27 protein-coding genes are annotated in these 24,330 nt (G+C 43.7%); 25 read left to right on the top strand and 2 right to left on the bottom strand.

From position 1 onward, the window contains the following. Positions 1 to 14 precede the first annotated feature (14 nt). From AC1U9Z_RS07175 to AC1U9Z_RS07115, 13 genes are all read left to right on the top strand, one after another. The gene (locus AC1U9Z_RS07175; protein WP_479956619.1) at positions 15 to 770 is read left to right on the top strand and encodes a segregation and condensation protein A; all 756 of its coding nucleotides are present in this window, start codon (positions 15 to 17) and stop codon (positions 768 to 770) included. 1 nt (position 771) lies between these two features. Further along, positions 772 to 1,326, top strand: coding sequence for an SMC-Scp complex subunit ScpB (gene scpB, locus AC1U9Z_RS07170; protein WP_333529743.1), 555 nt, complete (start codon positions 772 to 774; stop codon positions 1,324 to 1,326). Between the two features lie 191 nt (positions 1,327 to 1,517). After that, on the top strand, positions 1,518 to 2,387 hold the full coding sequence (locus tag AC1U9Z_RS07165; protein ID WP_479956617.1) for a Gmad2 immunoglobulin-like domain-containing protein: 870 nt from the start codon (positions 1,518 to 1,520) through the stop codon (positions 2,385 to 2,387). Between the two features lie 206 nt (positions 2,388 to 2,593). Next, positions 2,594 to 3,229: a DUF2953 domain-containing protein gene (locus AC1U9Z_RS07160; RefSeq protein WP_479956615.1), complete on the top strand. Its 636-nt coding sequence runs from the start codon at positions 2,594 to 2,596 to the stop codon at positions 3,227 to 3,229. Continuing rightward, positions 3,204 to 3,647, top strand: coding sequence for a GerW family sporulation protein (gene ytfJ / locus AC1U9Z_RS07155; protein WP_479956613.1), 444 nt, complete (start codon positions 3,204 to 3,206; stop codon positions 3,645 to 3,647). Before AC1U9Z_RS07160 ends, ytfJ begins: the two co-directional genes overlap by 26 nt. Positions 3,648 to 3,774: 127 nt before the next feature. Then, positions 3,775 to 5,511 (top strand): ATP-binding protein, encoded by a 1,737-nt coding sequence (locus AC1U9Z_RS07150; protein ID WP_479956611.1) that lies wholly within the window; start codon positions 3,775 to 3,777, stop codon positions 5,509 to 5,511. 51 nt (positions 5,512 to 5,562) lie between these two features. Beyond that, on the top strand, positions 5,563 to 6,150 hold the full coding sequence (locus tag AC1U9Z_RS07145) for a nucleoside recognition domain-containing protein (RefSeq protein ID WP_333529751.1): 588 nt from the start codon (positions 5,563 to 5,565) through the stop codon (positions 6,148 to 6,150). A gap of 5 nt (positions 6,151 to 6,155) precedes the next feature. Next, positions 6,156 to 6,686 carry a spore maturation protein gene (locus AC1U9Z_RS07140; RefSeq protein WP_479956609.1) on the top strand — a complete coding sequence of 177 codons (531 nt, stop codon included), beginning with the start codon at positions 6,156 to 6,158 and terminating at the stop codon, positions 6,684 to 6,686. A gap of 64 nt (positions 6,687 to 6,750) precedes the next feature. Continuing rightward, a complete protein-coding gene (locus AC1U9Z_RS07135) occupies positions 6,751 to 7,746 on the top strand; it encodes a pseudouridine synthase (protein ID WP_479956607.1) in 996 nt (331 codons plus the stop codon). Positions 7,747 to 7,842: 96 nt separating this feature from the next. Then, the gene (locus AC1U9Z_RS07130) at positions 7,843 to 8,082 is read left to right on the top strand and encodes a hypothetical protein (protein ID WP_333529754.1); all 240 of its coding nucleotides are present in this window, start codon (positions 7,843 to 7,845) and stop codon (positions 8,080 to 8,082) included. A 66-nt stretch (positions 8,083 to 8,148) separates the two neighbouring features. Continuing rightward, a complete protein-coding gene (locus AC1U9Z_RS07125; protein ID WP_479956605.1) occupies positions 8,149 to 8,604 on the top strand; it encodes a hypothetical protein in 456 nt (151 codons plus the stop codon). 246 nt (positions 8,605 to 8,850) lie between these two features. Next, positions 8,851 to 9,273, top strand: coding sequence for a HutP family protein (locus AC1U9Z_RS07120; protein ID WP_333529756.1), 423 nt, complete (start codon positions 8,851 to 8,853; stop codon positions 9,271 to 9,273). A gap of 25 nt (positions 9,274 to 9,298) precedes the next feature. After that, positions 9,299 to 9,457, top strand: coding sequence for a chorismate mutase (locus AC1U9Z_RS07115; RefSeq protein ID WP_479956706.1), 159 nt, complete (start codon positions 9,299 to 9,301; stop codon positions 9,455 to 9,457). Positions 9,458 to 9,950: 493 nt separating this feature from the next. On the opposite strand, the gene AC1U9Z_RS07110 is transcribed toward AC1U9Z_RS07115, so the two are convergent. After that, the gene (locus AC1U9Z_RS07110) at positions 9,951 to 11,141 is read right to left on the bottom strand and encodes a pyridoxal phosphate-dependent aminotransferase (protein ID WP_479956603.1); all 1,191 of its coding nucleotides are present in this window, start codon (positions 11,139 to 11,141) and stop codon (positions 9,951 to 9,953) included. 151 nt (positions 11,142 to 11,292) lie between these two features. Here AC1U9Z_RS07110 and aroF point away from each other — a divergent pair, with 151 nt between their 5' ends. From aroF to AC1U9Z_RS07050, 12 genes are all read left to right on the top strand, one after another. After that, on the top strand, positions 11,293 to 12,309 hold the full coding sequence (gene aroF, locus AC1U9Z_RS07105; protein WP_479956601.1) for a 3-deoxy-7-phosphoheptulonate synthase: 1,017 nt from the start codon (positions 11,293 to 11,295) through the stop codon (positions 12,307 to 12,309). A 131-nt stretch (positions 12,310 to 12,440) separates the two neighbouring features. Further along, a complete protein-coding gene (gene cmk / locus AC1U9Z_RS07100; protein ID WP_479956599.1) occupies positions 12,441 to 13,109 on the top strand; it encodes a (d)CMP kinase in 669 nt (222 codons plus the stop codon). Between the two features lie 2 nt (positions 13,110 to 13,111). Continuing rightward, positions 13,112 to 13,696, top strand: coding sequence for a lysophospholipid acyltransferase family protein (locus AC1U9Z_RS07095; protein ID WP_479956597.1), 585 nt, complete (start codon positions 13,112 to 13,114; stop codon positions 13,694 to 13,696). A gap of 16 nt (positions 13,697 to 13,712) precedes the next feature. Next, positions 13,713 to 15,737: a bifunctional 4-hydroxy-3-methylbut-2-enyl diphosphate reductase/30S ribosomal protein S1 gene (locus AC1U9Z_RS07090; RefSeq protein WP_479956595.1), complete on the top strand. Its 2,025-nt coding sequence runs from the start codon at positions 13,713 to 13,715 to the stop codon at positions 15,735 to 15,737. 262 nt (positions 15,738 to 15,999) lie between these two features. Continuing rightward, positions 16,000 to 16,779, top strand: a complete 780-nt coding sequence (locus AC1U9Z_RS07085; RefSeq protein WP_479956593.1) for a DUF1614 domain-containing protein — start codon at positions 16,000 to 16,002, stop codon at positions 16,777 to 16,779. After that, the gene (gene spoIIP / locus AC1U9Z_RS07080) at positions 16,769 to 18,037 is read left to right on the top strand and encodes a stage II sporulation protein P (RefSeq protein ID WP_479956591.1); all 1,269 of its coding nucleotides are present in this window, start codon (positions 16,769 to 16,771) and stop codon (positions 18,035 to 18,037) included. Before AC1U9Z_RS07085 ends, spoIIP begins: the two co-directional genes overlap by 11 nt. 133 nt (positions 18,038 to 18,170) lie before the next feature. Next, entirely contained in the window at positions 18,171 to 19,061 is an 891-nt protein-coding gene (locus AC1U9Z_RS07075) for a YIEGIA family protein (RefSeq protein ID WP_479956589.1), read from the top strand. Positions 19,062 to 19,073: 12 nt separating this feature from the next. Further along, complete coding sequence (locus AC1U9Z_RS07070; protein ID WP_479956704.1) at positions 19,074 to 19,262, top strand: capping complex subunit for YIEGIA; 189 nt, start codon at positions 19,074 to 19,076, stop codon at positions 19,260 to 19,262. An 80-nt stretch (positions 19,263 to 19,342) separates the two neighbouring features. Further along, positions 19,343 to 20,671 (top strand): DUF512 domain-containing protein, encoded by a 1,329-nt coding sequence (locus tag AC1U9Z_RS07065; RefSeq protein WP_479956586.1) that lies wholly within the window; start codon positions 19,343 to 19,345, stop codon positions 20,669 to 20,671. A 233-nt stretch (positions 20,672 to 20,904) separates the two neighbouring features. Next, positions 20,905 to 22,224 (top strand): ribosome biogenesis GTPase Der, encoded by a 1,320-nt coding sequence (gene der, locus AC1U9Z_RS07060; protein ID WP_479956584.1) that lies wholly within the window; start codon positions 20,905 to 20,907, stop codon positions 22,222 to 22,224. 39 nt (positions 22,225 to 22,263) lie between these two features. After that, positions 22,264 to 22,866, top strand: coding sequence for a glycerol-3-phosphate 1-O-acyltransferase PlsY (plsY, locus tag AC1U9Z_RS07055; RefSeq protein ID WP_479956582.1), 603 nt, complete (start codon positions 22,264 to 22,266; stop codon positions 22,864 to 22,866). A 16-nt stretch (positions 22,867 to 22,882) separates the two neighbouring features. Continuing rightward, positions 22,883 to 23,911: an NAD(P)H-dependent glycerol-3-phosphate dehydrogenase gene (locus AC1U9Z_RS07050; RefSeq protein WP_479956580.1), complete on the top strand. Its 1,029-nt coding sequence runs from the start codon at positions 22,883 to 22,885 to the stop codon at positions 23,909 to 23,911. Positions 23,912 to 23,975: 64 nt separating this feature from the next. On the opposite strand, the gene AC1U9Z_RS07045 is transcribed toward AC1U9Z_RS07050, so the two are convergent. Beyond that, positions 23,976 to 24,152: a hypothetical protein gene (locus AC1U9Z_RS07045; RefSeq protein ID WP_479956578.1), complete on the bottom strand. Its 177-nt coding sequence runs from the start codon at positions 24,150 to 24,152 to the stop codon at positions 23,976 to 23,978. Positions 24,153 to 24,330 lie beyond the last annotated feature (178 nt).

Raw genomic sequence — 24,330 nt, 5'->3', positions numbered from 1 at the left:
TGTGAGTGATTTTTTTGTCCTATGCAGTTAAATTATCCGCCTTTGAGGGGCCCTTGGATTTATTGTTACACTTAATTGATAAGGATCAAATTAATATCTACGATATTCCCATTGCTCAAATTACCTCCCAGTACCTTGCCTATATCAAACAAATGCAGGCCATGGACATGGATGTGGCCAGTGAATTTTTGCTGATGTCTGCCACCTTAGTCTCGATCAAGGCAAGAATGCTCTTGCCCCGAACAAAAGCAGGACAGGAAACAGAGGAAGAAGCAGGGCCTGACCCACGGGAGGAATTGGTACAGAGACTGCTGGAATACAAAAAATTTAAAGAAGTGGCTTCTTTTTTAAAGGACCAGGAACGACAGGCTGGGAAAACCTATACCAGGACCAATCATATTGATATGTACCAGCACCTATTTAGACCCCAGGACCCCTTAAGTGGGGTAACGATGGAAAAACTCCTAATCTCATTGCAGAAGGTTTTACAACGGGCCGGCGCAAAACTTTCGATACCCCTGGAGATTACCCGGGAAGAGATTCAGGTTCCTGAAAAAATGCGTCAATTGTTGGCAAAACTTATCCTCTACCCGGAAGGGGTAGACTTTACCAGGCTTTTTGACGATGATGCAACTCGTATGGAAATTGTAGTAACCTTTATGGCCCTATTAGAGTTATTAAAATTAGGTCAAATCTCCGTGGTTCAGAATGAAACCTTTGGTGAGATAACCATCTTGCGTCGAGTTCAGAAATTATCTGAGGAGGCCTAGGATGGCAGTATTATTTAAAGATCAAACAAAGGCAGCTTTGGAAGCACTCTTATTTGTGGCCAGTGACCCCCTTACGGTGCAAGCACTGGCACGAATTACTGAAATTGATGTGGCAGATGCAGTGGAACTGCTGCAAGAAATGGCCCAGGAATATGAGGCCAGACCAGGAGGCCTTAAAATTGTTGAAGTGGCCGATACCTGGCAGATGTGTACAAGACCCGAATGTGCTCCCTATGTAGAGAGATTATACCGTAAAAGTGGCACGGGTTTATCCCGGGCAGCCATCGAAACCCTGGCCATTATCGCTTACCGACAGCCCATAACAAGATCGGAAGTAGAACTGATTCGGGGTGTCAAGGTGGATTCTCCCATTAATACCTTGTTGGAAAGAGCCTTAATAGAGGAGAAAGGTAGAAGGGAAGGCCCCGGGCGACCTGTACTTTACGGCACCACCAATGAATTTTTAAGACATTTTGACCTAAAAAAAATATCGGATCTCCCACCTTTAGAAGAATTTTTGGTGGAGGGAGAAATGCTTGATATGGAAGAGGCGTAAATGCGGCAGGGGAATGGTTCCCACTGTCGCTTTTGTTTTGCCATGGCCCAAGGACTTTGCTTGAAAGAGCGGTAAATGGTTGCTTAATTTTTGGCTAAGTTTTAAGCCGTTTTCGTATAAAAATAGCTTAAATACGCATAAATAACCAAAAAGTGCTAAAAATATTAATAAAAACCACTGGAGGGGTCTTTATGAAAAACACTTTAAGGGCTTTATGCTTTATTTTATTAATGTTGGTGCCCTTTGGCTGCACAGCTGCTAAAAAGCCGGAGCCTCAGCCACAGCCGAAAACCATTGTTGTACCGGATGTATCCAGAGTATCCTTTGAAACAATTGATTTTGATCAATCCCCGGAAATTGTTCAAGCATTGGCAAAAAACCATCAAGAAAAGCACTTTGCTACTTGGACCAGTGTAAATGGTAAAAATTATATTTTAGTAAGCCGCCAGAATTTGCCCGTGGGTAAAGATATTGAAATAACAGAAGTTGAGCGCAGAATTCCCGCCAATGATTTTGATTGGGTAAATGTTAAATTAAATTATCGTAATTCATTATTAGAAGATAAGGATCGTAAAGACAATGAAGATAGGAAACCCATCGTTGCTTCCTTTACCCTGGACAGGCCTGTGAAAGCCCTTGGATTTGAGATGACAAGAGAAAAAGAAGGACAGGCTCCTGTACCGGTTGCTCCCTCTCCCCAGGCCACTCCGCAGCCAGCACCCAATAAATCCATAGAAAAGGGCCTAAAATTAGATAGCCCTAAGCCTGGTGAACAGGTTAAAGGGTCGATCAGTGTTTCTGGAACGGCTGTTGGCATGGAGGGTAACGTTAGAGTCAGAATTAAAGATTCTAGCGGGTTAACCTTAGCTGAAAAACCGATGCCAATTAACGGCAATAAATTTACGGGTACCCTAAGCTATAGTCCCCCTGCCAATCCTGAAAAAGGCACGGTGGAAGCTTTTATTAGTGGTGAAGGCGGCGTAGAAAAAGATACGGTCTCAATTCCCGTTACCATCCTGCCAACCACTACCAATGAACCTGAACCCATTGGCGCACCCTAAAAATGGCCATGGGCCGTGGGTCGTGGGCCATGAGCGAAAGACACATGCACAAAAAGCTCAAGGCTCACGGCCATTTATTGCCTAAAAATAAAGACGGATGTGGGGGCGGACGACCGCCGGCTAATGTGTCTTCAAGGTAACCATGAAATGAAAGGAGTGACCAAAGTCTGTTAGCATTGTATATTTTTATTGGCTTGGGACTACTAATGGCTTTGGTTCTCCTTTCTGACATGAAGGTACACCTTAAGTATTTTCGCGTCGGGGAAGATGACACCATCAGTCTTGAGTTTTTTCTTTTGGGTTTCATTAACTATAGGCTGGAGGTACCGGTGGTTATTTTCCAGCAAAAACTATCTGGGATATCCCTCACCACCAGGACAGAATTGGAGACTGGCGGGGAAAATCCCAAGGAATTAATGGGAAGACATGGGGAACACACCATTTCAAGTGTAGAGGAAGCAATGGCGCTTTATCACCGATGGTGGCCCTACCTCAAGGACATAAAAAAAGATATTGAGCATCTGTTGGGGCATTTGAATCTGGAACGTTTTATTTGGAAGCTAAAAATAGGGACAGGTGATGCTGCTGCCACCGGTATTATAACGGGTTTGGCGTGGAGTATCATGGGCGGGTTTACGGCAGCGTTTTATAAAAAAATTGCCTTGGGTAGACCAAAACCAGAGCTTCATGTAGAACCAAACTTTAAAAAAGAAGTTTTTTCGACATCACTCGATTGCATATTTAAAATTCGTGTTGGAAATATTATGATCACTGGTATTAAAATTATTTATAAAAAGGTAAAAAGACGGGGGGTGAATGATGTTGTCAGAACATCCCATTGAAGGTTTGATGAAAACGGCTATGGAAAGTATTAAGGAAATGGTTGATGTAAACACGGTGGTGGGCGACCCTGTGGAGACTCCTGACGGCAGTGTAATAATTCCTGTCTCTAGGGTGGCATGTGGTTTTGCTGCTGGCGGTGGGGAATATTCAACAGGGATCAATAGTAAGGCAAACAGTAATGGGGACTCAATAGGCTCACCTTTTGGTGGTGGTAGTGGTGCAGGTGTATCCGTACAGCCAATGGGTTTCCTGGTAGTTGGGAATGGTCAAATTCGTCTGCTACCAGTAGATGATAGCCATGCATTGTTTGATCGCCTAATTGATGCAGCACCCCAAATGTTAAACCAAATACAGAGTATGTTTAACAAAGGTGGCAAAAATACTGCAGAGAGCTGCAATACACAACCTGTTGTATAGAAAAGTGGGGGCTTCCCCACTTTTTTGCTTTTTAAAATGGGACATATGTCCCAACGATTTTTCGCAGGAACCAAGGTCTAGTCTGTCGAAAATAGGTAAAACTCCAAATGAAATGGAGGTTGCTTGGGTGATTGACCGCTTGATTTCTGTACCACACCTTAATCAGTCAGCGATGTATTCAATTTGGGAAAGGTTTATTGCGGGAGAAAATGTTGAGACAACCGATATTTTCCCAAAGACGTATGATGCTTGGTTGCGGTGTGTAGCGTATAATATTAACCCTCATCAAATAAACATAAAAAAATTGACGGATGAAGAATTATATTATAGAAGATCCCACCTAAAAAGTGTACTAGATCTACTTGAGCCCCACATTCAAACCATCAAAACGACCCTTAGCACGCAAAACCAAACCTTCCTAATTCTCATAGCTGATTCCGAAGGAATTATCCTAAAGTCATTTACAGGCAAAGATACCACCAGTAATTTTATAAATATTCCCTATGAGTCCGGTGTCAGTTTTGCCGAGCCAGTGATGGGAAACAATGGGGTTGGCTCTGTTTTGGCGAATGGCATACCACTGGCAGTTATTGGAGCGGAGCATTATGTAAAGGATTTTCACCGGTGGTCCTTTGTGGGTTCACCCATTATCGGTGAAGAAGGGGATACCATAGCAGTTTTGTCCGTTGCCATGCCTTGTGGCTTGGAAAGTCCTTACACCTTAAGTTTAACCGTAGCGGCAACAAAGGCAGTTGAAGCGGCCATAAAACAAAACCAAATGGAAAAAAAGCTATTGGATGCAGGGAAGGCCCTGCGTGTCTTGATGCAGCAAAGTGATATCATTTTTAATGCGATGTCCCAGGGTGTAATTATTCTAAACAGGGAAGGAATTGTCACCTTTTTTAACAGGGCGGCCGAAAAGATCTGGCATAGAGAAGCAAACGAAATAATCGGGAAACCTTTCGAGAGTTTTCATTTCTGTCAACGGGGTTACCATCTTTTAATTCAGACCATTGAGGAGGCAAGATCCTTTACCAATATTGAATGCAAATGTTGCAATCTACAAACGGAAAAGTTCCTTTTGGTCAACACCAGCTTATTACGGGATGAAAAAAACTCTGTTTCCGGAGCCATCGGGATTTATACAGATGTTACAGATTTACGCCGTCAAGAGGCACGCATTAAAGAGCAGCAAAAGCTTGCGGTGGTTGGCCAAATGGCCGCAGGTATGGCCCATGAAATCAGAAATCCCTTAACTTCTGTCAGGGGCTTTGCCCAACTGATGAGCGAAAAAATGGCAGGACAAAATAGTATTTTTAAAGAATTTATGGAAATTATGATTCAAGAAATTGATCAGGCAGATACCTTTATTAATAATTTTCTTCAGCTGGCTAAACCAAAACAACCGGAAAGACAACCCTGTTCATTAAATCAATTAATTACTGATTTCATAAAGATATTTGAAACCCAGGCCTTCCTCCAGGGAGTAAAAATAATTACCGATTTAACGGAATTACCGAAAGTTATTGTTGATCAGGACCAAATCAAACAAGTACTGTTAAATCTTTGTCAAAATTCCCTTCAGGCCATGAATATGCAAGGAACCATTATAATCGCCACGGATTATCATCCGACAGAAAATGAAGTTAGTCTTTCGGTGCAGGATAATGGACCTGGAATTAATCCGGATGACCTGGAAAAACTGGGAACCCCCTTTTTTACCACCAAGGATAAAGGAACGGGACTGGGGTTATCCATTTCCTATACCATTGTTGACAAACATCGGGGCCGTATTGAGGTAGTCAGCCAACTGGGTGAAGGGACTTGCTTTACTGTTTACTTACCATTGGACGAACAGTTCTAATTGGCCAACCCCCCTCATAAATATCTCCTAGGAGGACAAGGGGGGAGATGCATGGTAAATTATGTATGGCTGTTTATGGTTGTTTTTGGTATCCTGGTAGCAGGTGCCCAGGGACAGATAGAAGTGGTTACCAAGGCAGCTTTAGATGGAGCACAGGTGGCAGTAAAAACGTCCATTAGTTTAATTGCCATCATAACCTTTTGGCTAGGCATTATGAAGCTTGCGGAAGCAGCAGGTCTCGTTCAGGGACTAGCTAAGTTAGTACGGCCTGTAACTGGCTTTTTATTTCCCAGTGTGCCAAAGGACCACCCTGCCATGGGTGCCATCGTGATGAATCTTAGTGCCAATATTTTGGGACTGGGAAATGCAGCAACCCCCATGGGTTTGATCGCTATGCAGGAATTGCAAAAGCTAAACAAAAAATCGGATACCGCATCCGAAGCCATGTGCACATTTCTAGCCATCAATACTGGTTGTATAACGATTATTCCCACCACGATCATTGGCATTCGAGTGTTGTATGGCAGTCAAGATCCTACGGAAATAGTAGGGACGACGATATTTGCCACCCTATGTGGCATGACGGTAGCCATCCTGGCAGATAGAATGCTCAGAAGTATCTACAGGAACAGGTGGTGAAGCTGATGTATGAGGTTATCAATCAGATTTCACGCTGGGCCATACCACTCATCCTCTTACTTATTCCTCTGTTGGCCTTTATAAAAAAAGTTCCTGTTTTTGAAACCTTTGTGGAAGGTGCTGAGTCTGGTTTTTCGACTGCCATCAAAACGATCCCCTTTCTCACAGCGATGCTGGTGGCAGTAAGTATATTTAGGGCTTCCGGGGCCATGGAACTTCTGGCCTCTTGGTTGGCACCAATTTTAGGCGTACTGGGAGTGCCTGCCGACATTTTACCCCACGCTGTCATGCGCCCCTTATCAGGGGGAGCGGCTCTGGGCATTGCCACAGAGGTAATCAAGACCCATGGGCCGGATAGTTTTGTAGGAAGACTGATATCGACCATGCAGGGCAGCAGCGATACAACCTTCTATGTGCTTACCCTTTACTTTGGTTCCGTAGGAATTCGTAAATATCGTTACGCGGTGGCATCTGGCTTAGCAGCGGATGTTACCACGCTGATTGCTTCCATTATGATTTGTAATATGATGTTTTAGCAATAATCAGCCTGGGTATGATACAATTATCAGTACTTTACTTTTTAAGGAGATTTAGCACCAAATGATGGAAAGGTTACAAAAAATACTGGCTCAGGCAGGAGTGGCTTCCCGCCGCCACTCGGAAGAGTTAATGATGAATGGTCAGGTAAAGGTTAATGGGACAGTCGTTACAGAGCTAGGTACCAGAGTAGACCCCATGCGGGATAAAATTGAAGTCAAGGGACGTCCCATACCTCCCCCGGAAAAAAAGGTTTATTTGCTTATGAACAAGCCCAGAGGGTATGTAACGACCCTTCGTGATGATCGGGGCCGTAAGACAATTGCTGATTTACTGGCGGGGGTCAGCCAAAGGGTTTACCCAGTTGGACGTCTGGACTATGATTCTGAAGGACTCTTATTGTTAACCAATGATGGGGAACTTACCCAAGCCATTAGCCACCCGAAGCATAAAGTAAAAAAAACTTATCTGGTTAAGGTGGCTGGCGTTCCAGAAACTGAACAACTTAAAGAAATGGCCCAAGGGCTGGTTCTGGAGGATGGGCCAACTGCACCGGCAGGTGTAAGGCTAGCTGGTGTCGGTGATAACCGGGCTTTACTGGAAATTATCATTCATGAGGGCCGCAACAGACAAGTGCGGCGCATGTGTGAACATATTGGCTACAAGGTTCTCCGATTAAGAAGAACGGGTATTGGGAATCTGGAACTGGGTAATTTAAAATCAGGGGAAGTTAGGGAGTTAACGAAAAAGGAATTAAGGGAATTAGCCCTGTTGGTAGGGGTTAAAATTAATTATTCCGATACACGAAAAATAGATGGAGTTAAGAAAAAAGGGCAAATCCATAAAGGTAAGTTTAACGCCACCAGGGACAAGGTCACTGGGGAAGGAAGTACGATAGCCAGGAAATCAAAACCCGGCGGAAAATTTAATTCCATCAAGGCCAAGGGTTCGGATGAAAGAACGACTAAGCCTAGAAGGGCTGGTACCAGTGGCTATCAGGAAAAGGGAACCCCAAGGGGAAATAGAAAAAATCTTGGCAGAAAAATAGGTGGCAAATAACGGTGTGACACGGCAAAGGCCGTGTCTTCCTTATTTAGGCATAAATCCGTCCTTGAGTTGGGAAGAATAGGACTGACAGCTAATGGGGGGGTAAACATGCCTTATTGCAGAAGATGCGGTAATTGCGAAAGCCTTGCCAGTTCCCGTTTTTTACCTGGTTCACCAACAGCAGCGGCACCACCCTATGGGTTGGTGGGGAACTTTAGTCAAGCAGGTAATCTAAAAACAATGGAATGCCAGGGTGCTAGTTTGGACGATGCCCAGGAGGCCTTTGAGCAGCCGGAAATTTATTTTGATACTTGCCCAAATTGTGGCAGCCAGGACATCCAATGGTAAAACCTAGCAGGATTTTTCCCGCCTAAATCGAATTTTTTTAAGGAGGTTTGGCGAGGAGGTATTTTTTTGAACCTACAAAAGGATGATATTGCTCAGCGGCCCTTGAGGGTTAGAGTTCGCTTAGATTTTAAAGGTATTGGAAAACCTGGACGTTTTTTATTCGGTGGCAAACCGGGTGATAAGGCTGCGGAGGATTTAAGGGAACAACAGGTGGCGGTTTTTCGAAACGTGCCGATTCAAGGCATCCAGGTTGAAGAAATTGATATGGGTACGGAAGTCTATATCGTGCAGGATGAGATCACCAATAACGAAGTAGCCTATGCACCTGTGATCATTCAACTACGGGCAGAAACCTTAGAAGATGTTGTAAGGTTCATTGCCAGGGATGACTTTAGAAAAATTGAAATCATCGATCCACCCAACTTGTCACTTTCAAGGTATGATGTAGAGAGACTATTATTCAGAGTAGCCGAGGAGATGAGACTTTACCGCTCCATACTGGAACGAAGATATAACCGCTAGCTATTAGCCGGTTAGCTGCTAACTGTCAGTTAGTCTCAAGATTCTTTGTTATTGTTCTGGATAACATTAAACTTTTATTCTTTGATGGTGCAGTTAAAGGCATGGGGGTTGCTGCCTTTGGTCTATAAATAACGGCTAAAGGCGATAGGAAGTTGCAATTAAGTAACAGCTATAATATAATCTAGGCAGTTAACAGGTAAAAAAAGGAATAGTACCGAGGAGCTTTAATTTTTTGGAGGTGTTTGCTTGAGTCTCCATGGTAGTAGAAAAGTGGCCAAGGCTGCCATAGAAATGTCCATGACTGAATCAAGGGATCAGGAAAAAGAATACAAACAAAGGTTTTTACAGGATGGCATTCGAACTGTTGCGGTAGATTTTGGTGGTGATTTTATCTCTTCGGTAAGTCGTATTATCGAAAGGGCTGTGGTTGCTGCTAAACGGGAAGGAGTTATCAAGGAAATCCATGCAGATGAAGGAGCTGTGGCTGGTGCAACCCGTGAAGCTCTTTCGATTGTTATGCCTAAGGCAATCGGATTAAACGTAGGTGGTAAAATAGGGATCGCCAAGCAGGCAGATCATATTAGCGTGGCGGTATTTTTAGGTGTAGGACTTTTACACCTTGATGAGGTGGCCCTAGGTTTAGGCCATCGGGCTGTATCAAGCCCCTAGCTTAGAAGGAGGCAGCATGGCCTAGATTAGGGGAATAAGAGGAGCTATTACAGTCGAACAGAATGATAAAGAAGAAGTATTAAAGGCAACCAGTGAAATGCTAAAGGTAATTATGCAGCAAAATGACATTAAACACGTGTATTTTCGAAAGGCCATCCGTTTAAGGCCAGACCTTGTGGAATAAAAATAGGCTGGAGCAGCTCCGGCCTATTTTTATCGTTTTACATATTATTTTTCCACACCGTAGCTGCCATAACCAAAACCGCCAAAGAATAGTAAAATTAAAACCAAGAAAATGATAAAGGAACTATTATTGTAACCACCCATTTTAACACCCTCCTATAATAATATTTTTATGGTGAACCACTGTTCACTTAATTAGTTCTCTACCTCATAGGTTCCGTAACCGGGACCACCTAGAAGTAAAAGAATAAGGATGAGGAACACGATAAAACTGGAATTTCCGTAACCGTAACCGCCCATATAAACGCCTCCCCTAAAATTTAATGATTAGGTAACCCATGCTACATAATAAGAAAAAGGGACGAAAAGTGTTACACCCCACAAGAAAAAATCCTAAGTTGGAAATGCATTCGAAAGTTTGACTCGATTGCTGATCGAGTAAAAAAGGAACCAGTCAATAAAATGACCTGGTTCCTTTAATAATAAAACACCTATTATTTTTTCATACCTAGATCCTCAGCTAACTTAGTCCAGGCTGGTAGGGATCTTTTGATGATATCCATGTCTATACAGTAGGATAAACGAAAATAACCTGGGGTACCAAAGCCGCCGCCTGGAACCAGCAAAATATTGTACGCAGAGGCTTTTTGATTAAATTCAAGATCATCCGCCAAGGGTGTCTTAGGAAATAGGTAAAAGGCCCCTTGGGGTTTCTTTATCTCAAAGCCCAGTGAAGTCAGATGGTTATATAGAATATCGCGCTTTTCTTGGTACTCTTGAATGTTTACAGATTCACGTTGTAAATCTGTAACTAGATGTTGCATCAGGGCAGGTGCATTGACAAAGCCCAGGGTGCGGTTGCAAAAAACAAGGCCTTCTATCAACCGATCACTATCATTGAGAGTAGGGTTAACGGCGATATAACCAATACGCTCGCCGGGCAACGCCAGATCCTTACTATAGGAGGTAACCATAATTGCATTTTTGATTTGCGCAAAGACAGAAGGAACAGTTACACCGTCGTATACGATTTTAGCGTAGGGTTCATCTGAGAGAATAAAAATGGGGCGGCCAAATTGTTGAGATTTGTCTTCTATTAACTTGCCCAGAGAAGCTAGGATTTCGGCAGAATAGACGACACCGGTTGGATTGTTGGGGGAGTTAATAATGATTGCCCGAGTACGATGATTGATAGCAGCATCAATGGCTTTTAAATCGGGGAGGAAGTCTTCGTTGGTAGGAACAACCTTTAAAACCCCGCCGTGATTATCAACATAAAAACCATACTCTACAAAATAAGGGGATAGGGCGATAACCTCATCTCCGGCATTAAGGATGGTTTTAAGCACAACATTAAGACCACCGCCTGCTCCTACCGTCATGACAATGTCCTTGGCTGCAAAAGGTAAACCCGATTGTTCTTTGAGAACCTCAGCCACAGCTGTCCGGGTTTCTGGATAACCTGCATTGCTCATGTAACGATGCATACCTGGTATGGGATTGAGTGCCAATTCTTTTAACTTTTCCTTAAATTTAGCCGGTGGTTCTACCGAAGGGTTGCCGAGAGTAAAATCATAGACATTTTCTGGGCCATGAATTTTTCTTAAACGATCACCTTCTTCAAACATTTTACGAATGAATGAGCCTTTACTCAAGGAGGATGCAATTTTATCAGAAATAACCATATAATAACTCCTTTCAGAAAATAATTACCAATATTTTATCATTAGTATCGTGTTTTTCCAAAAAATATTTTACTTAATTGATATAATTGTTTTATGGTTATATTAAAGAAAGGTAGCAGTCCGGAAGTTTTACGACGGAAGGAGAAGTACGGTGATTGTCGTAATGAATCAAAAAGCGAAGCATAAACATATAAATGCTGTTTCCCAAAGACTGCAAAGGGCCGGCTTGCAAGTTCATCTTTCCCAGGGAGTGGAGCGAACCATCATTGGTGCCATTGGAGTTAAGACAAGAAAAGGTGATTTTGCTTTAGAAGTGATGCCTGGGGTCGATCATGTAGTAACTATTCTCAAGCCCTATACACTGGTTAGCAGGGCCTTTAAGGAAGAAGACACGGTAATTAAGGTGGGGGATCTTGAGATTGGTGGACAAAAGATTCACACAATGGCTGGACCCTGTGCTGTGGAAAGCAGGGAACAGCTTTTTGAGGTTGCCGAATTAGTGAAAAAAGCTGGGGCAACGATATTAAGGGGAGGTGCCTATAAACCCCGCACCTCTCCCTATGCCTTTCAGGGTTTAGAAGAAGAAGGGCTACAATATCTGGCAGAAGCCAGGGCAAGAACCGGCCTAAAAATTGTTACGGAGGTAATGGATGCCAGTACCTTGCCCATGGTAGCTGAATATGCCGATATTTTACAAATAGGTGCCAGAAACATGCAAAATTACTTTCTTTTGCGGGCAGTGGCAAAGGTAAACAAGCCTGTTTTATTAAAGAGGGGTGTATCTGCCACCATCGAGGAGTGGTTAATGTCCGCAGAATACATTATGGCTGGTGGTAATTATAATGTGATTCTCTGTGAACGGGGGATCAGAACCTATGAAAACGCCACTCGAAACACGTTAGATTTATCTGCGGTACCGGTAATAAAAAGTTTATCTCACCTGCCTATTATCGTAGATCCCAGTCATGCCCTTGGCAAATGGAAGTATGTATCCCCAATGGCCAAAGCCGCAGTGGCGGCAGGGGCTGACGGATTATTAATCGAGGTTCATCCCAACCCCGCTGAAGCACTCTGTGACGGTCAACAGTCCTTGACGCCGGAGAACTTCCGTTCTTTAATGGAGGAGATACAGAGGGTGGCTGTTGCGGTAGGTAGATCGATGGTTTAAGTAGAATAATAGTGGCTGGAAGAATTTTTCCTCTTCTGCCATTTTTCTTAAAAAAAAGGAGTTTTTAGCTAAACGTCGAAAATTCTAAGGATATATGCAGGCTTTTTGTATAGTTATTGGAGGTCTATCACTTGACTGAATATGTGAGCATTGCCATTGATGGTCCTGCTGGCGCAGGGAAGAGTACAGTAGCCAAACAAGTGGCACAAAGGTTAAATTTACTTTATATTGATACAGGTGCTATGTACAGGGCCATTACCTTAAAAGCATTAAAAAGAGGGATGGATCTAAATAATAATAGAGATATGGAACAACTTGCCAGGAATACCACCATCACTTTATTAGCCGGTCCTAAGCAATCGGTTCTGCTGGACGATTTGGATGTAACAGATGAAATTCGCTCCCCTGAAGTAACCCAGCATGTTTCAACCATTGCCAAAATACCGGGTGTCAGGCAAGTACTTGTCGAACGTCAGCAGGAAATTGCCAGGGAAACCGGAGTAGTTATGGATGGTAGGGATATTGGCACAGTTGTTTTACCCAAGGCAAAAGCAAAGTTTTTTTTGACAGCCTCGGCTGAGGAGAGAGCAAAACGTCGGGCCAAAGAGATGGTTGACCGTGGCTATAGGGTAGATCTTGACGAATTAATAAAAGAAATTGAAAAAAGAGATTCGATCGATAGTACGCGTGCCATTTCGCCGCTGATTCCGGCAGAAGATGCAGTTTTGATTGATAATTCCGGGATGACCATCGATGAGGTTGTGGATTCCATTATCACCTGGGTTGAGAAAGGAAATTAGTTATGTTTTATTGGACGCTCAGGTTTATAATTCGCAATATCCTTTTATTGTGGAGAAGATGGGAAATTGTTGGTTTGGAAAACCTTCCCGTTAATGGGGGACTTTTGATTGTTTCGAACCATGTAAGTAATTTAGACCCGCTGGTAGTAGGCTGTGCCATAACCAGGAAAGTCCACTTTATGGCTAAGGTTGAATTATTTAAGGTTCCTCTTTTAAAGACGATTATTACTTTACTGGGTGCCTTTCCGATTAATCGCGAAAAGTCTGACCGTAATGCCATTCGCAAAGCCTTAGAAATATTGAGAAGCGGTCAGGTGGTGGGAATATTTCCTGAGGGAACGAGGAGTAAAACCGGAGCATTGCAGAAAGCTCATATTGGTGCAGCCATGCTGGCAGTAAAGGGTGATGTACCCATTTTACCCATTGCTCTAATTGGCACCGGGGGTTTCTTTAATAAAATTACGGTTAAGATAGGGAAGCCTGTGTACCTGCCGGAAATCTGGGCAGGTCGTCCGGGTAAGGCAGAGTTGGAGGCATTGAGTGACACAGTAATGGGGAAAATCGAGCAGTTAATCATAGATAAGTAGGCATTGGGGTGATTTTTTGCAGATCAAAATGGCCAAAAAGGCGGGTTTTTGTTATGGCGTAAAAAGAGCCATCGATTTGGCCTTAACCAAGGCGAAGGAAAAAGAAAATGAGAAGAATATTTATACCCTTGGCCCCTTAATTCATAACCCCCAGGTGGTGCAAAATTTAGCTCAGCAAGGTATTCAGGAAGCAACCGACCTAGACCAGATAGAGGAGGGAACAGTAATTATTCGCTCCCATGGGGTAGGGCCGGAAATAATAAAAAATGCCCAGGAAAAGGGTTTGGAAGTATTCGATGCTACCTGTCCCTTTGTGGCAAAGGCCCAGAAATATGCGCAGGAGATGGCAGCACAGGGACTTCCTGTATATATTCTAGGTGACCGAGGGCATCCTGAGGTTCAGGGTATTTTAGGCTGGACGGATGGCAAAGGGGTCGTTATAGAAAATCCAGATGAAATTAGTCGGGTTGAACACCCTAAGGTTGGTATTGTGGCACAAACAACACAACCATTAAAAAATTTTCAGGCCTTGGTTGAAAAGCTTCAACAACAAGGAGTGGCGGTGGATGCCCGTAATACCATCTGCCATGCCACTGGGGAGCGCCAAAGGTCCGCCGTGGAATTAGCCGGGGAAGTGGATGTTATGGTTGTGGTAGGTGGCAAGAATAGTGCCAATACAAAAAAACTGGCCAGACTATGTCAAGAAACCGGGACACCAACTTATCATGTAGAGTCCCCAGAAGAACTACGTGAGGAATGGTTCGGAGGTTATGATACATTTGGTCTGACCGCGGGCGCTTCAACACCTGACGCAAGTATAGAGGAGGTTAAAAAGAGGATGAATGAACTGAATCAGATGCCCAATGAGGAAGAAGGTATGAGTGAAGCCATGGAGGTAAAATCTCCACAAACAGGTGAACTGGTCAAGGGTATTGTTGTACAAGTGGGTATGGACGAGGTATTGGTTGACATTGGAGCAAAATCCGAAGGAGTCATACCTCGCAAGGAAATGTCCTTTTATGGTGTAAACAGTCTCCAGGAACTGGTTAAAGTTGGAGATGAAATAGAATGTGTTGTAATAAAAGCGGAGGACAATGAAGGTAAAATTATTTTATCCAAAGAACGTGCTGCAGCAGAAAAAGCCTGGGATGGCTTGGCAGAGGCAATGGAACAGGGCAGCATCATTAAGGGCGTTATTCGCGAAGTTGTCAAAGGCGGCATGCTGGTTGATGTTGGGGTTCGTGCTTTCTTACCCGCTTCCCTGGTAGAACGGGGTTATGTGGAAGACCTTTCTAACTACCTAAACCAAGAAATTGAAGTACGTGTCATTGAAATGAACAAAGCTCGTAAGAAGGTAGTTGTGTCAAGAAAAGCTGTTCTAGAAGAACAAGCAACCCGTATGCGGGAAGAACTTTTAACTTCCTTACAAGAGGGACAAGTAGTTAAAGGAACGGTCCGGCGTCTCACCAACTTTGGTGCCTTTGTTGATCTTGGCGGGTTAGATGGGCTATTGCATATCTCTGAGATGAGCTGGCATCGTATTAATCATCCCGAGGAAGTTGTCAAGGTTGGGGATGAATTGGAGGTTATGGTTCTAAAAATTGATCGGGATAATGAAAAAATTTCCTTGGGGCTTAAACAAGTTTTACCGAATCCCTGGGATAATATTGAAGAGAAATATCCAGTGGCTGGCGTATTTAATGCCAAGGTGGTGCGCTTGGCTCCCTTTGGTGCCTTTGTAGAATTAGAGCCTGGCATCGAAGGCCTTGTTCATATTTCCCATTTAGCAGATCATCATGTTGAAAAGCCTGGTGATGTTGTTAAGGAAGGGGAAGAGGTTCAAGTAAAGGTACTTAGTATAGACCCCACTGAAAAACGCATCCGTCTTTCCATCCGCGAAGTGAACAGCGAAGGACGCCCCCCTCGGGAAGCACGCCCCCGGAGGCAGGAGGAGACTTTGGAGCAGCCTGTCATTCAGGAAGCCCCCGAAGAGAAAATAACCCTGGGTGATGTATTTGGTGATATGTTTAAGGAAAAATAAAAGATAAATAAAACGGAGTGTCGCAAAACTACTTTTGTAGTAGGCGACACTTTTTTATTGGCTCTGTTAAAGGTTAATGCCAGCAACCTACCTAGGTAGGGAAGGGTCTGGACCATTCCCTACAGCTATGTCGGAATAAGATGTCAACAATCAATAACAAACATTACCCAGAGACGCTATACCTGTTTAATGAGTTGCATAATTTCACCTCCAAAGGGAAATCTATTTTTCAGATGCAATAAAATATAAAGGAGGAAAGGTTATGACTCGTTTTCCCCTGGGACTTATTGTGCTTATTGTAGTATCCCTGCTAATCTTTTTTGGTATTGCCCAACGGGCCCTTGACCGTATGAGGTTGACGGACAAAGGTGCCTTAGCGGTTATTGTAGCCCTGATTGTGGGTAGTTTTATTAACATTCCCATACCTGGTATGAGGGTACCATTAGAGATTAATGTTGGGGGTGCTCTGATTCCTGTGGCCCTGGCAGTTTATCTGTTAGCGAAAGCTGGTACAGGAAAAGAGGTAACAAGGGCGTTAATTTCGGCGGCTTTAACAGGTGTGGTCATTTATTTTATCAGTACCCGTATGATGAGTGGTCTTGGAGAACCAGCCGGAGGTGCCTTAGGTTTTATTGATCCCCTTTATGTTTTTCCAATTATAGCAGCAGTCATTGCCTATGTGGCTGGACGTTCTCGCCGCAGTGCCTTTATTGGCGCAACATTGGGAATTATTTTATGGGATGCAGCAAATTACTTCTACATGTTGCAAAATAACGCTACCAATGCCTTGAAAAGCATTGGTGGTGCAGGGGCCTTTGATGTTATTGTAATTTCAGGTATCTTGGCGGTATTAATAGCAGATTTAATTGGGGAAACCAGGGAAAGGTTACAAGGGGGACCCCGTTCCGAAGGAAAGCCGGATGCTTTATTGGCAGGTTTACGCAAACCGGAATTTGATAAAAAGGATAGAAAAAAATCCTCGGCAGATAAGGAAAGACCGGATGGTTTAGATCAAGAGGAGGTAGATCGTCTTGAAAACTAAGCAATTCCACATTATTGTAGGCTTTTGTTGTATTCTAATGGGTCTAGGTATCATTGGCAGACTAAGCTTTGCGGAGAGGACGCTACCTGCTTGGAATCCGGCCTCCATCCTAGCCGGAGAAGAAGTGGATCACTCTGTAGGTAAATTCATAAACATTGTGGATGAAACCGGAAACATGATTAGTCAGGCCTGCCGCGGTGTCGCCACTGGGGATGAGATAATTAATGCAGAGGGAAAACACTATCGTGTGGTTAAGGTTGACAAAGATAAGGCCATTGTGAAATCCCTAGGTGTGGATAAAAGACTGCTTGCCTGGAATGAATTTTATACAGATGAAAGACTGGCTATGGCTGCAGCAGCACCTAAGAAAGGTGCCGTAGGGGTTTATCATACCCATAGCGCGGAAGCCTATGTTCCCACGGATGGGACGGAGAGTATCCCCTTTAAGGGCGGTATTTACGATGTAGGACAAGCCTTTGTTGAGCGGCTTAAGGAAAAAAGCGGGGGTGAAATCATTTATGATAAAACACCCCATGACCCCCATGATAATGCTGCCTACCAGCGTTCCAGAAGAACAGCAACCAAAATTATGCAGCAAAACCCCATTGCCATGATCGATGTACACCGGGATGGCATTCCTGACCCCAATTACTATTCAGCAAAAGTGGCGGATATGGATGTTAGTATGCTCAGACTAGTGGTGGGACGGCAAAATCCTCATATGCAGGCCAACCTTGATTTTGCCAGAAGGATGATGTCTTACTCCAATAAGGTTCACCCTAAAATTGTTAAAGAAATTTTTATGGCCAAGGGCAATTACAACCAAGATTTAATGCCAACCGCTCTGCTTATCGAAGCGGGCACCCATACCAATACCAAACAGCAAGCAGAAAATGGCGTAGCTTTATTTGCCGATGCAGTACCCGTAGTATTAGGTATTGAGGGTGGACCGGCAACCCAAGCTCCTGGTCAGGGTACGGGTGGCGGTGCAACAGGCGACGGCGGCTCCGGAGGTTGGAAGGCGGTGGGATGGATACTTGGCCTAACCCTGCTCCTTGGCGGAGGATACATATTAATCAGCACGGGTAGTTTAAAGGGGATTTCTGATTTAGGTAAGGAATTTACAAACTACCTCGGTCCCTTGAAAAAAATCGGCACGAAGAAGAGTGCAACCAAAACCAAGGATCAACCCGAAAAGACCGCCGGTAATGCAGATAGGGCGGTAATTGATCAGCGTGACGATGTAACCAAGGATTAAACACAGAGGCTGCCGACTTCCCAGGGAGGCGGCAGCCTTATTTAGCCATTCGTCGTTAGCCCTCAGCTTTTTGTGCATGGGTTATAGCCATTTAGCGGATGGCTGATGGCTGATGACGAATAGGGGGGATGATATGGAAAAATATTTATTGGTTATTGTTATCGGGATTGCTGCTGGTGCTTTGTCCCGGTTGGCTCTCCTAAGGGTGGATTATCGGCAGTATCCCGGTTATCCCCATGGGTTTGTTACACATATTTCCTTGGGTTTTATTGCTGCGGCACTGGGGGCCATTGCGGTGCCTGCATTGATCGAGCCAGATTATGCAGCCTTTACTTTTTTAGCACTGGCAGCCCAGCAATTTAGGGAGATTCGGAGTATGGAAAGACAAACTTTGGAGAGCCTGGAAGAAAGTGAGCTTATCCAGCGTGGGAATGATTATATTGAGGGGATAGCCCGGACCTTTGAGGCTCGCAATTATTTAGTTATGGCAACGGCCTTTTTAACCGCCTTGATTGTACAGTTCTTGGGAACGATTCCTGGTATAGCTGCGGGTTTTGTTTTAGTATTAATTAGCCTGCTGTTTAAATCCGGGGAGACCATTGGCAATATCTGTGAAGTGGTACCTGCCAAATTGTATTTTAAAGATACGATTCTATATGTAGATCATATTAATATCATGTCTGTGGGGCTAAAGGGCCGCCGGGAGCAGATCCTGAGAGATGGGCTGGCCGTATTAATAAAGCCTAAAAATGATGATGCCAGGGCTACCATTCATGATATTGGCCAAAGGTTGGCCATCGCTCATACTGCCGGAACGATTTTGGGAACGAAGAAGGATGTCGATTTACCGGAATATACACCGATGTTAAGGAAGGATCCTGATACCGGGCGAATAGGATTTTATATTGTTCCTAACGAACCGGATATGAAGGCACTAATTGAGGCAGTTAAACAGACGCCTGTACTGGAAAGTGCAGCTTCCAGACCCCTTAAATCGAAGGCTGGCAGGTATGCTGCAGATTAACTTTGGGGAGGAATAAATCTGTCTAAGGGAAGTATTGTAGCAGCTGTTACCATTGCACCAGATACCATTCAGGGTGATGTCCCAATTTTAGTAGCGAGGGATGAGGCTGAAAGAGAAAAACTAGCAATTCACGTTTCCAATGTTTTACAAAGCACAGTACATGACTTGGGAAATGGAACCTACCTAATCGTGCAACACTAAACTTGACTAACACTGGAAGATGGTGGATAATTGATGAAGTACGTCATCCATTGGGGAGCTTTGTATTGGGGAGTTTTGTAATGAAGAATAACGGATTGCTGATAACAGATATTGATCAAGATAGTATTGCTGAGGAAATAGGTATTCAACCAGGTGACCGGCTTATTGCTATTAACGATAGGCCCCTGCAAGATATATTGGATTATCGATTCCTTTGTGCCAATGAAGAACTGATAGCAAAGATCATCACAGTCAATAACGAAGAATGGGAAATAGAAATTGAGAAGGACTATGATGAAGACTTAGGGGTGGACTTTGGCGAAAACTCCTTTGGTCCAACCAGGAGATGTCATAACCGTTGCCTGTTTTGCTTTGTTGACCAAATGGCTCCCAGTATGCGAGAAACACTGTATATTAAAGACGATGATTATCGTCTTTCTTTTTGGCAGGGCAACTTTGTTTCTTTAACCAATGTAAAAGATGATGAACTGCATCGTATTGTTGAACAAAGATTAGGACCCTTATACATATCCGTTCATACAACAAACCCTGAACTAAGGTCCCGCATGTTAAACAATCGACATGCAGGTAAAATAATGGAGCAACTAAAGCTACTGGCAGAGGGTGGCATTGAAATGCACACCCAGATCGTGCTCTGCCCGGAAATCAATGATGGGAAGGAATTAGACAGATCCATCCAGGATCTGGCTAAACTATGGCCACAGCTTCACTCACTGGCGGTGGTTCCCGTTGGTCTGACCAAATATAGGGAAAGCCTTTATAATTTGAGGACCTTTAATCAGGCAGAGGCACAGCAGATAATTGATAGCATTGAGGAATATCAGAAAGAATTTTTAGGCAAGAGGGATTACCCCTTTGTCTATGCCTCGGATGAATTTTACGTTATGGCAGGAAAACCGATTCCACCTAGGGAAAATTATGCTGATTTTCCACAAACGGAAAATGGGGTTGGCCTGGCCAGATTGTTTTTAGATGAGTGGCAAGAAGTAGAGGAAACCTTACCGGATAAAATCCCAGGTAAACTTTCAGCAACTCTCGTTACTGGTATCTCCGGTGAAACGTTTTTACAACCGGTGGCAGATCGGTTAAACCTTATTCATGGTTTAAGTGTACAGCTAGAGGTAGTTTCAAATCATTTCTTTGGTGAAAGCGTTACCGTGGCCGGTCTCTTGACAGCCGGAGATATCATCAAGGCCTTAAAGGGCAAAGATATTGGGGATCGGTTAGTAGTACCTACCGTTATGCTTAGGGACGGAGAAGAAGTTTTTTTGGATGACCTGACAGTAACCGATGTATCGGAACAACTGGGTGTACCTGTTCGGGTAGTGGAGGGACCACAGGACCTGGTTGAACTAGCCTTGGAGATTAAAGCGGTAATGAATTGGTAAGAATGGAAAGAAAATAATTTAATCATTGAATATAATGGTATGTGGGTTGTTAACACTTTTGAAATGGGCCATGAACCATGGGCCATGCGTAAAATAACCCGAAATAAAGACATGCCAATAAAGCTCGCGGCCATGACCAGCGAAATAGGTAACCAATCGGTTTTATTATGAAAGGTTATGAATTTATCTACGCTGCATGGTTATATTAAATTTTGAGAAAAGGGGGAAAACCCTTGCCCAAACCCATAGTAGCCATTGTGGGGCGACCCAATGTAGGGAAATCGACTCTCTTTAACCGTATTGTTGGTGAACGTATTGCGATTGTAGAGGATATGCCTGGGGTAACCAGGGATCGATTATATCAAGATGCCGAATGGCAGGGTCGAGAATTTACCCTGGTTGATACAGGTGGCTTGGACTTTGCAGAGGATGTTATAACCGCCCAAATTAGAAAACAGGCTGAATTGGCAATCAATGAAGCAGATGTTATCCTGTTCGCGGTGGATGCCAGAGAAGGGCTCACAGCCATCGATGAGGAAGTGGCACGGACTCTCAGGAGGGCAGATAAACCAGTTATTTTGGTGGCCAATAAAGTTGAACATTTTGATAAAATACCCTACTATGATTTTTACCAACTGGGACTCGGTGAACCGATACCTGTATCCGCCGCTGAAGGTTTAAATACAGGTGATATGTTAGATGAATTGGTAAGTAAACTACCAGACCAAGAGGAGGATGCCTATCCGCCGGATACCATTCGTATTGCGGTTATCGGCAGGCCCAATGTTGGTAAATCTTCCTTAGTAAATGCCATTCTAGGGGAGGAACGGGTTATCGTAAGTGACATTCCTGGAACCACAAGGGATGCCATCGACTCGACCTTTGAACGAAACGGCAAGAACTATGTCCTGGTGGATACGGCGGGCATGAGACGCCGCGGAAAAATAGACCTACCCGCTGAAAGGTACAGTGTGCTTCGTGCCCTGAGAGCAGTTGATCGTTGTGATGTGGCTTTAATGATTTTTGATGCCACGGAAGAAATAGCGGAACAGGATAAAAGAATCGTTGGCTATGCCCATGATAAGGGTAAAGCCATTATCTTAGTGTATAACAAGTGGGATTTAATAGAAAAAGATGACAAGACCATGAATAAATTTGAAAAGAAAATGCGAGGGGAATTGACCTTCCTCAGCTATGCCCCCACTTTGTATATTTCAGCCTTAACCAAACAACGTTTGCCTAAAGTGATAGAAACAGTGGATTTTGTAGCTGAAGAAGCAAGTAAGCGCGTAGCAACCTCTGATCTAAATAATTTGATCCGCGAAGCGACCCAACATAATCCACCCCCTGCGGATAAACATCGTAGACTTAAAATTTTCTATGCCACCCAGGGTGGTGTAAAACCACCGACATTTATTTTATTTGTTAATGAACCGGAAATCATGCATTTTTCATATCAACGTTATTTAGAGAATAAAATAAGAGATACCTACGGTTTTGAGGGAACCCCCATTCGAATTTTCCTCAGGAAAAGAGAAGGAAATGATATTTAACCCAGTTTATTAGTTTTAACAGATTCGGAGGAATAAACATTGGTTACTGCAACCACACTGATGATTATTGCTGGGGCATACTTGATCGGGTCCATTCCCTTCGGATTTTTGTTGGCACGCTTTTGGAAGGGGATTGATATCCGTCAGCATGGGAGCGGTAACATTGGTACAACCAATGTATGGCGCACGTTAGGTAAGATTCCCGGCATAATTGTGCTAATTTTTGATATGCTGAAGGGTATCTCAGCGGTGTTGCTTGCTAAACAGCTAGAAAATACGGATATTCATGTAATGGCTGCTGCCCTTGCAGTTATGGCAGGCCATAGTTGGCCGTTATGGCTTAAATTTAAGGGTGGCAAGATTATTGCTACCGGAGCGGGTGCAATCTTAGCACTAGCACCGATCCCCTTACTACTAGCGTTTTTAGTTTGGTTGACTACGGTAGCGATTAGTCGGTATGTTTCACTTGGCTCCATACTGGGGGCAATTTCACTGCCCATTTGGGTGGCCTTATTTAACCAAAATAAAAACTATTTAATTTTTTCTATAGTAGTTGCATGCTTTGCTGTTTGGAAACATTCAGCGAATATCGGTCGCATTCTAAAGGGTACGGAGTTTAAAATCGAACGCAAAAAAATGTAGGATTGGGGGACCGGAAATGACCAAGGTAGCCATGATTGGGGCTGGCAGTTGGGCAACAGCTCTGGCCCAAGTGCTAGCCCAAAACAACAATTATGTGGTACTTTGGGCCAGAAGGCCCGAACTGGCTCAGCAAATAAACCAGGGGGAAAACAAAAGATACCTGCCGGGGATTAAACTAAATCCTTCCATTGCGGCAGGTACTGACCTGGAAGAAGTTCTTCATCAGGCTGAAGCAGTGGTTTTTGGGGTACCATCCCATGGTTTTCGGGACTTATTGAAGGTATCCTTTCCCTATATGAGAAAGGATGCAGTCATTATTAATGTCGCTAAGGGATTGGAAGAAAGTACCCTTTCGAGATTATCTGAGGTATGTGTCAGTGAGTTGGGGCAAGAAGTATTAAACCGCTATGTTGTTCTTTCGGGACCAAGCCACGCGGAGGAAGTGGGGCTAAATATTCCAACTGCCGTGGTCGCAGCAGCCCAGGAAATAAAAATGGCAGAATATGTCCAAGACCTTTTTATGTCCCAGGATTTTCGGGTTTATACGAACCCGGATCTCATCGGTGTTGAATTAGGCGGGGCTTTAAAAAATATTATTGCCTTGGGTACCGGTATTGCTGACGGGTTGGGCTTTGGTGATAACACGAAAGCAGCCATGATGACCAGGGGGCTGGCAGAAATAACGAGGCTGGGTTACAGCATGGGAGCAAATTTGATTACCTTTGCTGGATTAGCCGGGGTAGGAGATTTAATCGTTACCTGTACCAGTATGCACAGCAGAAACCGCAGGTGCGGCATTGCCATCGGTCAAGGCAAAAGCATCCAGGGGGCTGTGGGTAGTGTAAATATGGTAGTGGAAGGTATCCGTACCACTGGGGTAGCCTACAAGTTGGCCCAAAAGCAGGGAGTGGAAATGCCCATCACGGACCAGACCAATAAGGTATTATTTGAAGGACTATCCCCTAGGGATGCGGTGCTTAATTTAATGGGTAGAGGTAAAAAGAATGAAGTTGAGGAAATTCTTCTAACCAATAAAACCGAATAAATAAAAAGAAAGCTGGCGAGCCTAGCTTTCTTTTTTTATGCATCAATCGTATAAAATTAGTTATTTACCTGTGCCACTTGTTGCCAAAAAGTTTGCCAAGATCAAAGGGAAACTGAGGTGCAACCGGTTTTTTCGGTTGTTGCGTAATCGGTTTTTTCTGAGTTGGCGGTTTTACCATAGGTTGATCATGAATCGGTTTCTTGCCAGGTTTATTCATTCCCGGGCCTAATCCATATCCCATTTAGATAACCTCCTTTTATAGTCAATATATGGTATTAAGATAAATTGGTTACAATTTGTTGTTAGCAAAAATTTTATAATCCGATTTGTTAACAGTCATAAAGGTAAAGTTATGAAATATCTTTTAAACAATGGAAGTTTAATGGCAAGTAAAGTAAAGAGGGCATAAATTTATGTCA

This window comes from Desulfotomaculum sp., assembly GCF_982386235.1.
Note: the sequence above shows the minus strand (reverse complement) of the source record. Positions and strands in the feature narration are given on the sequence as shown.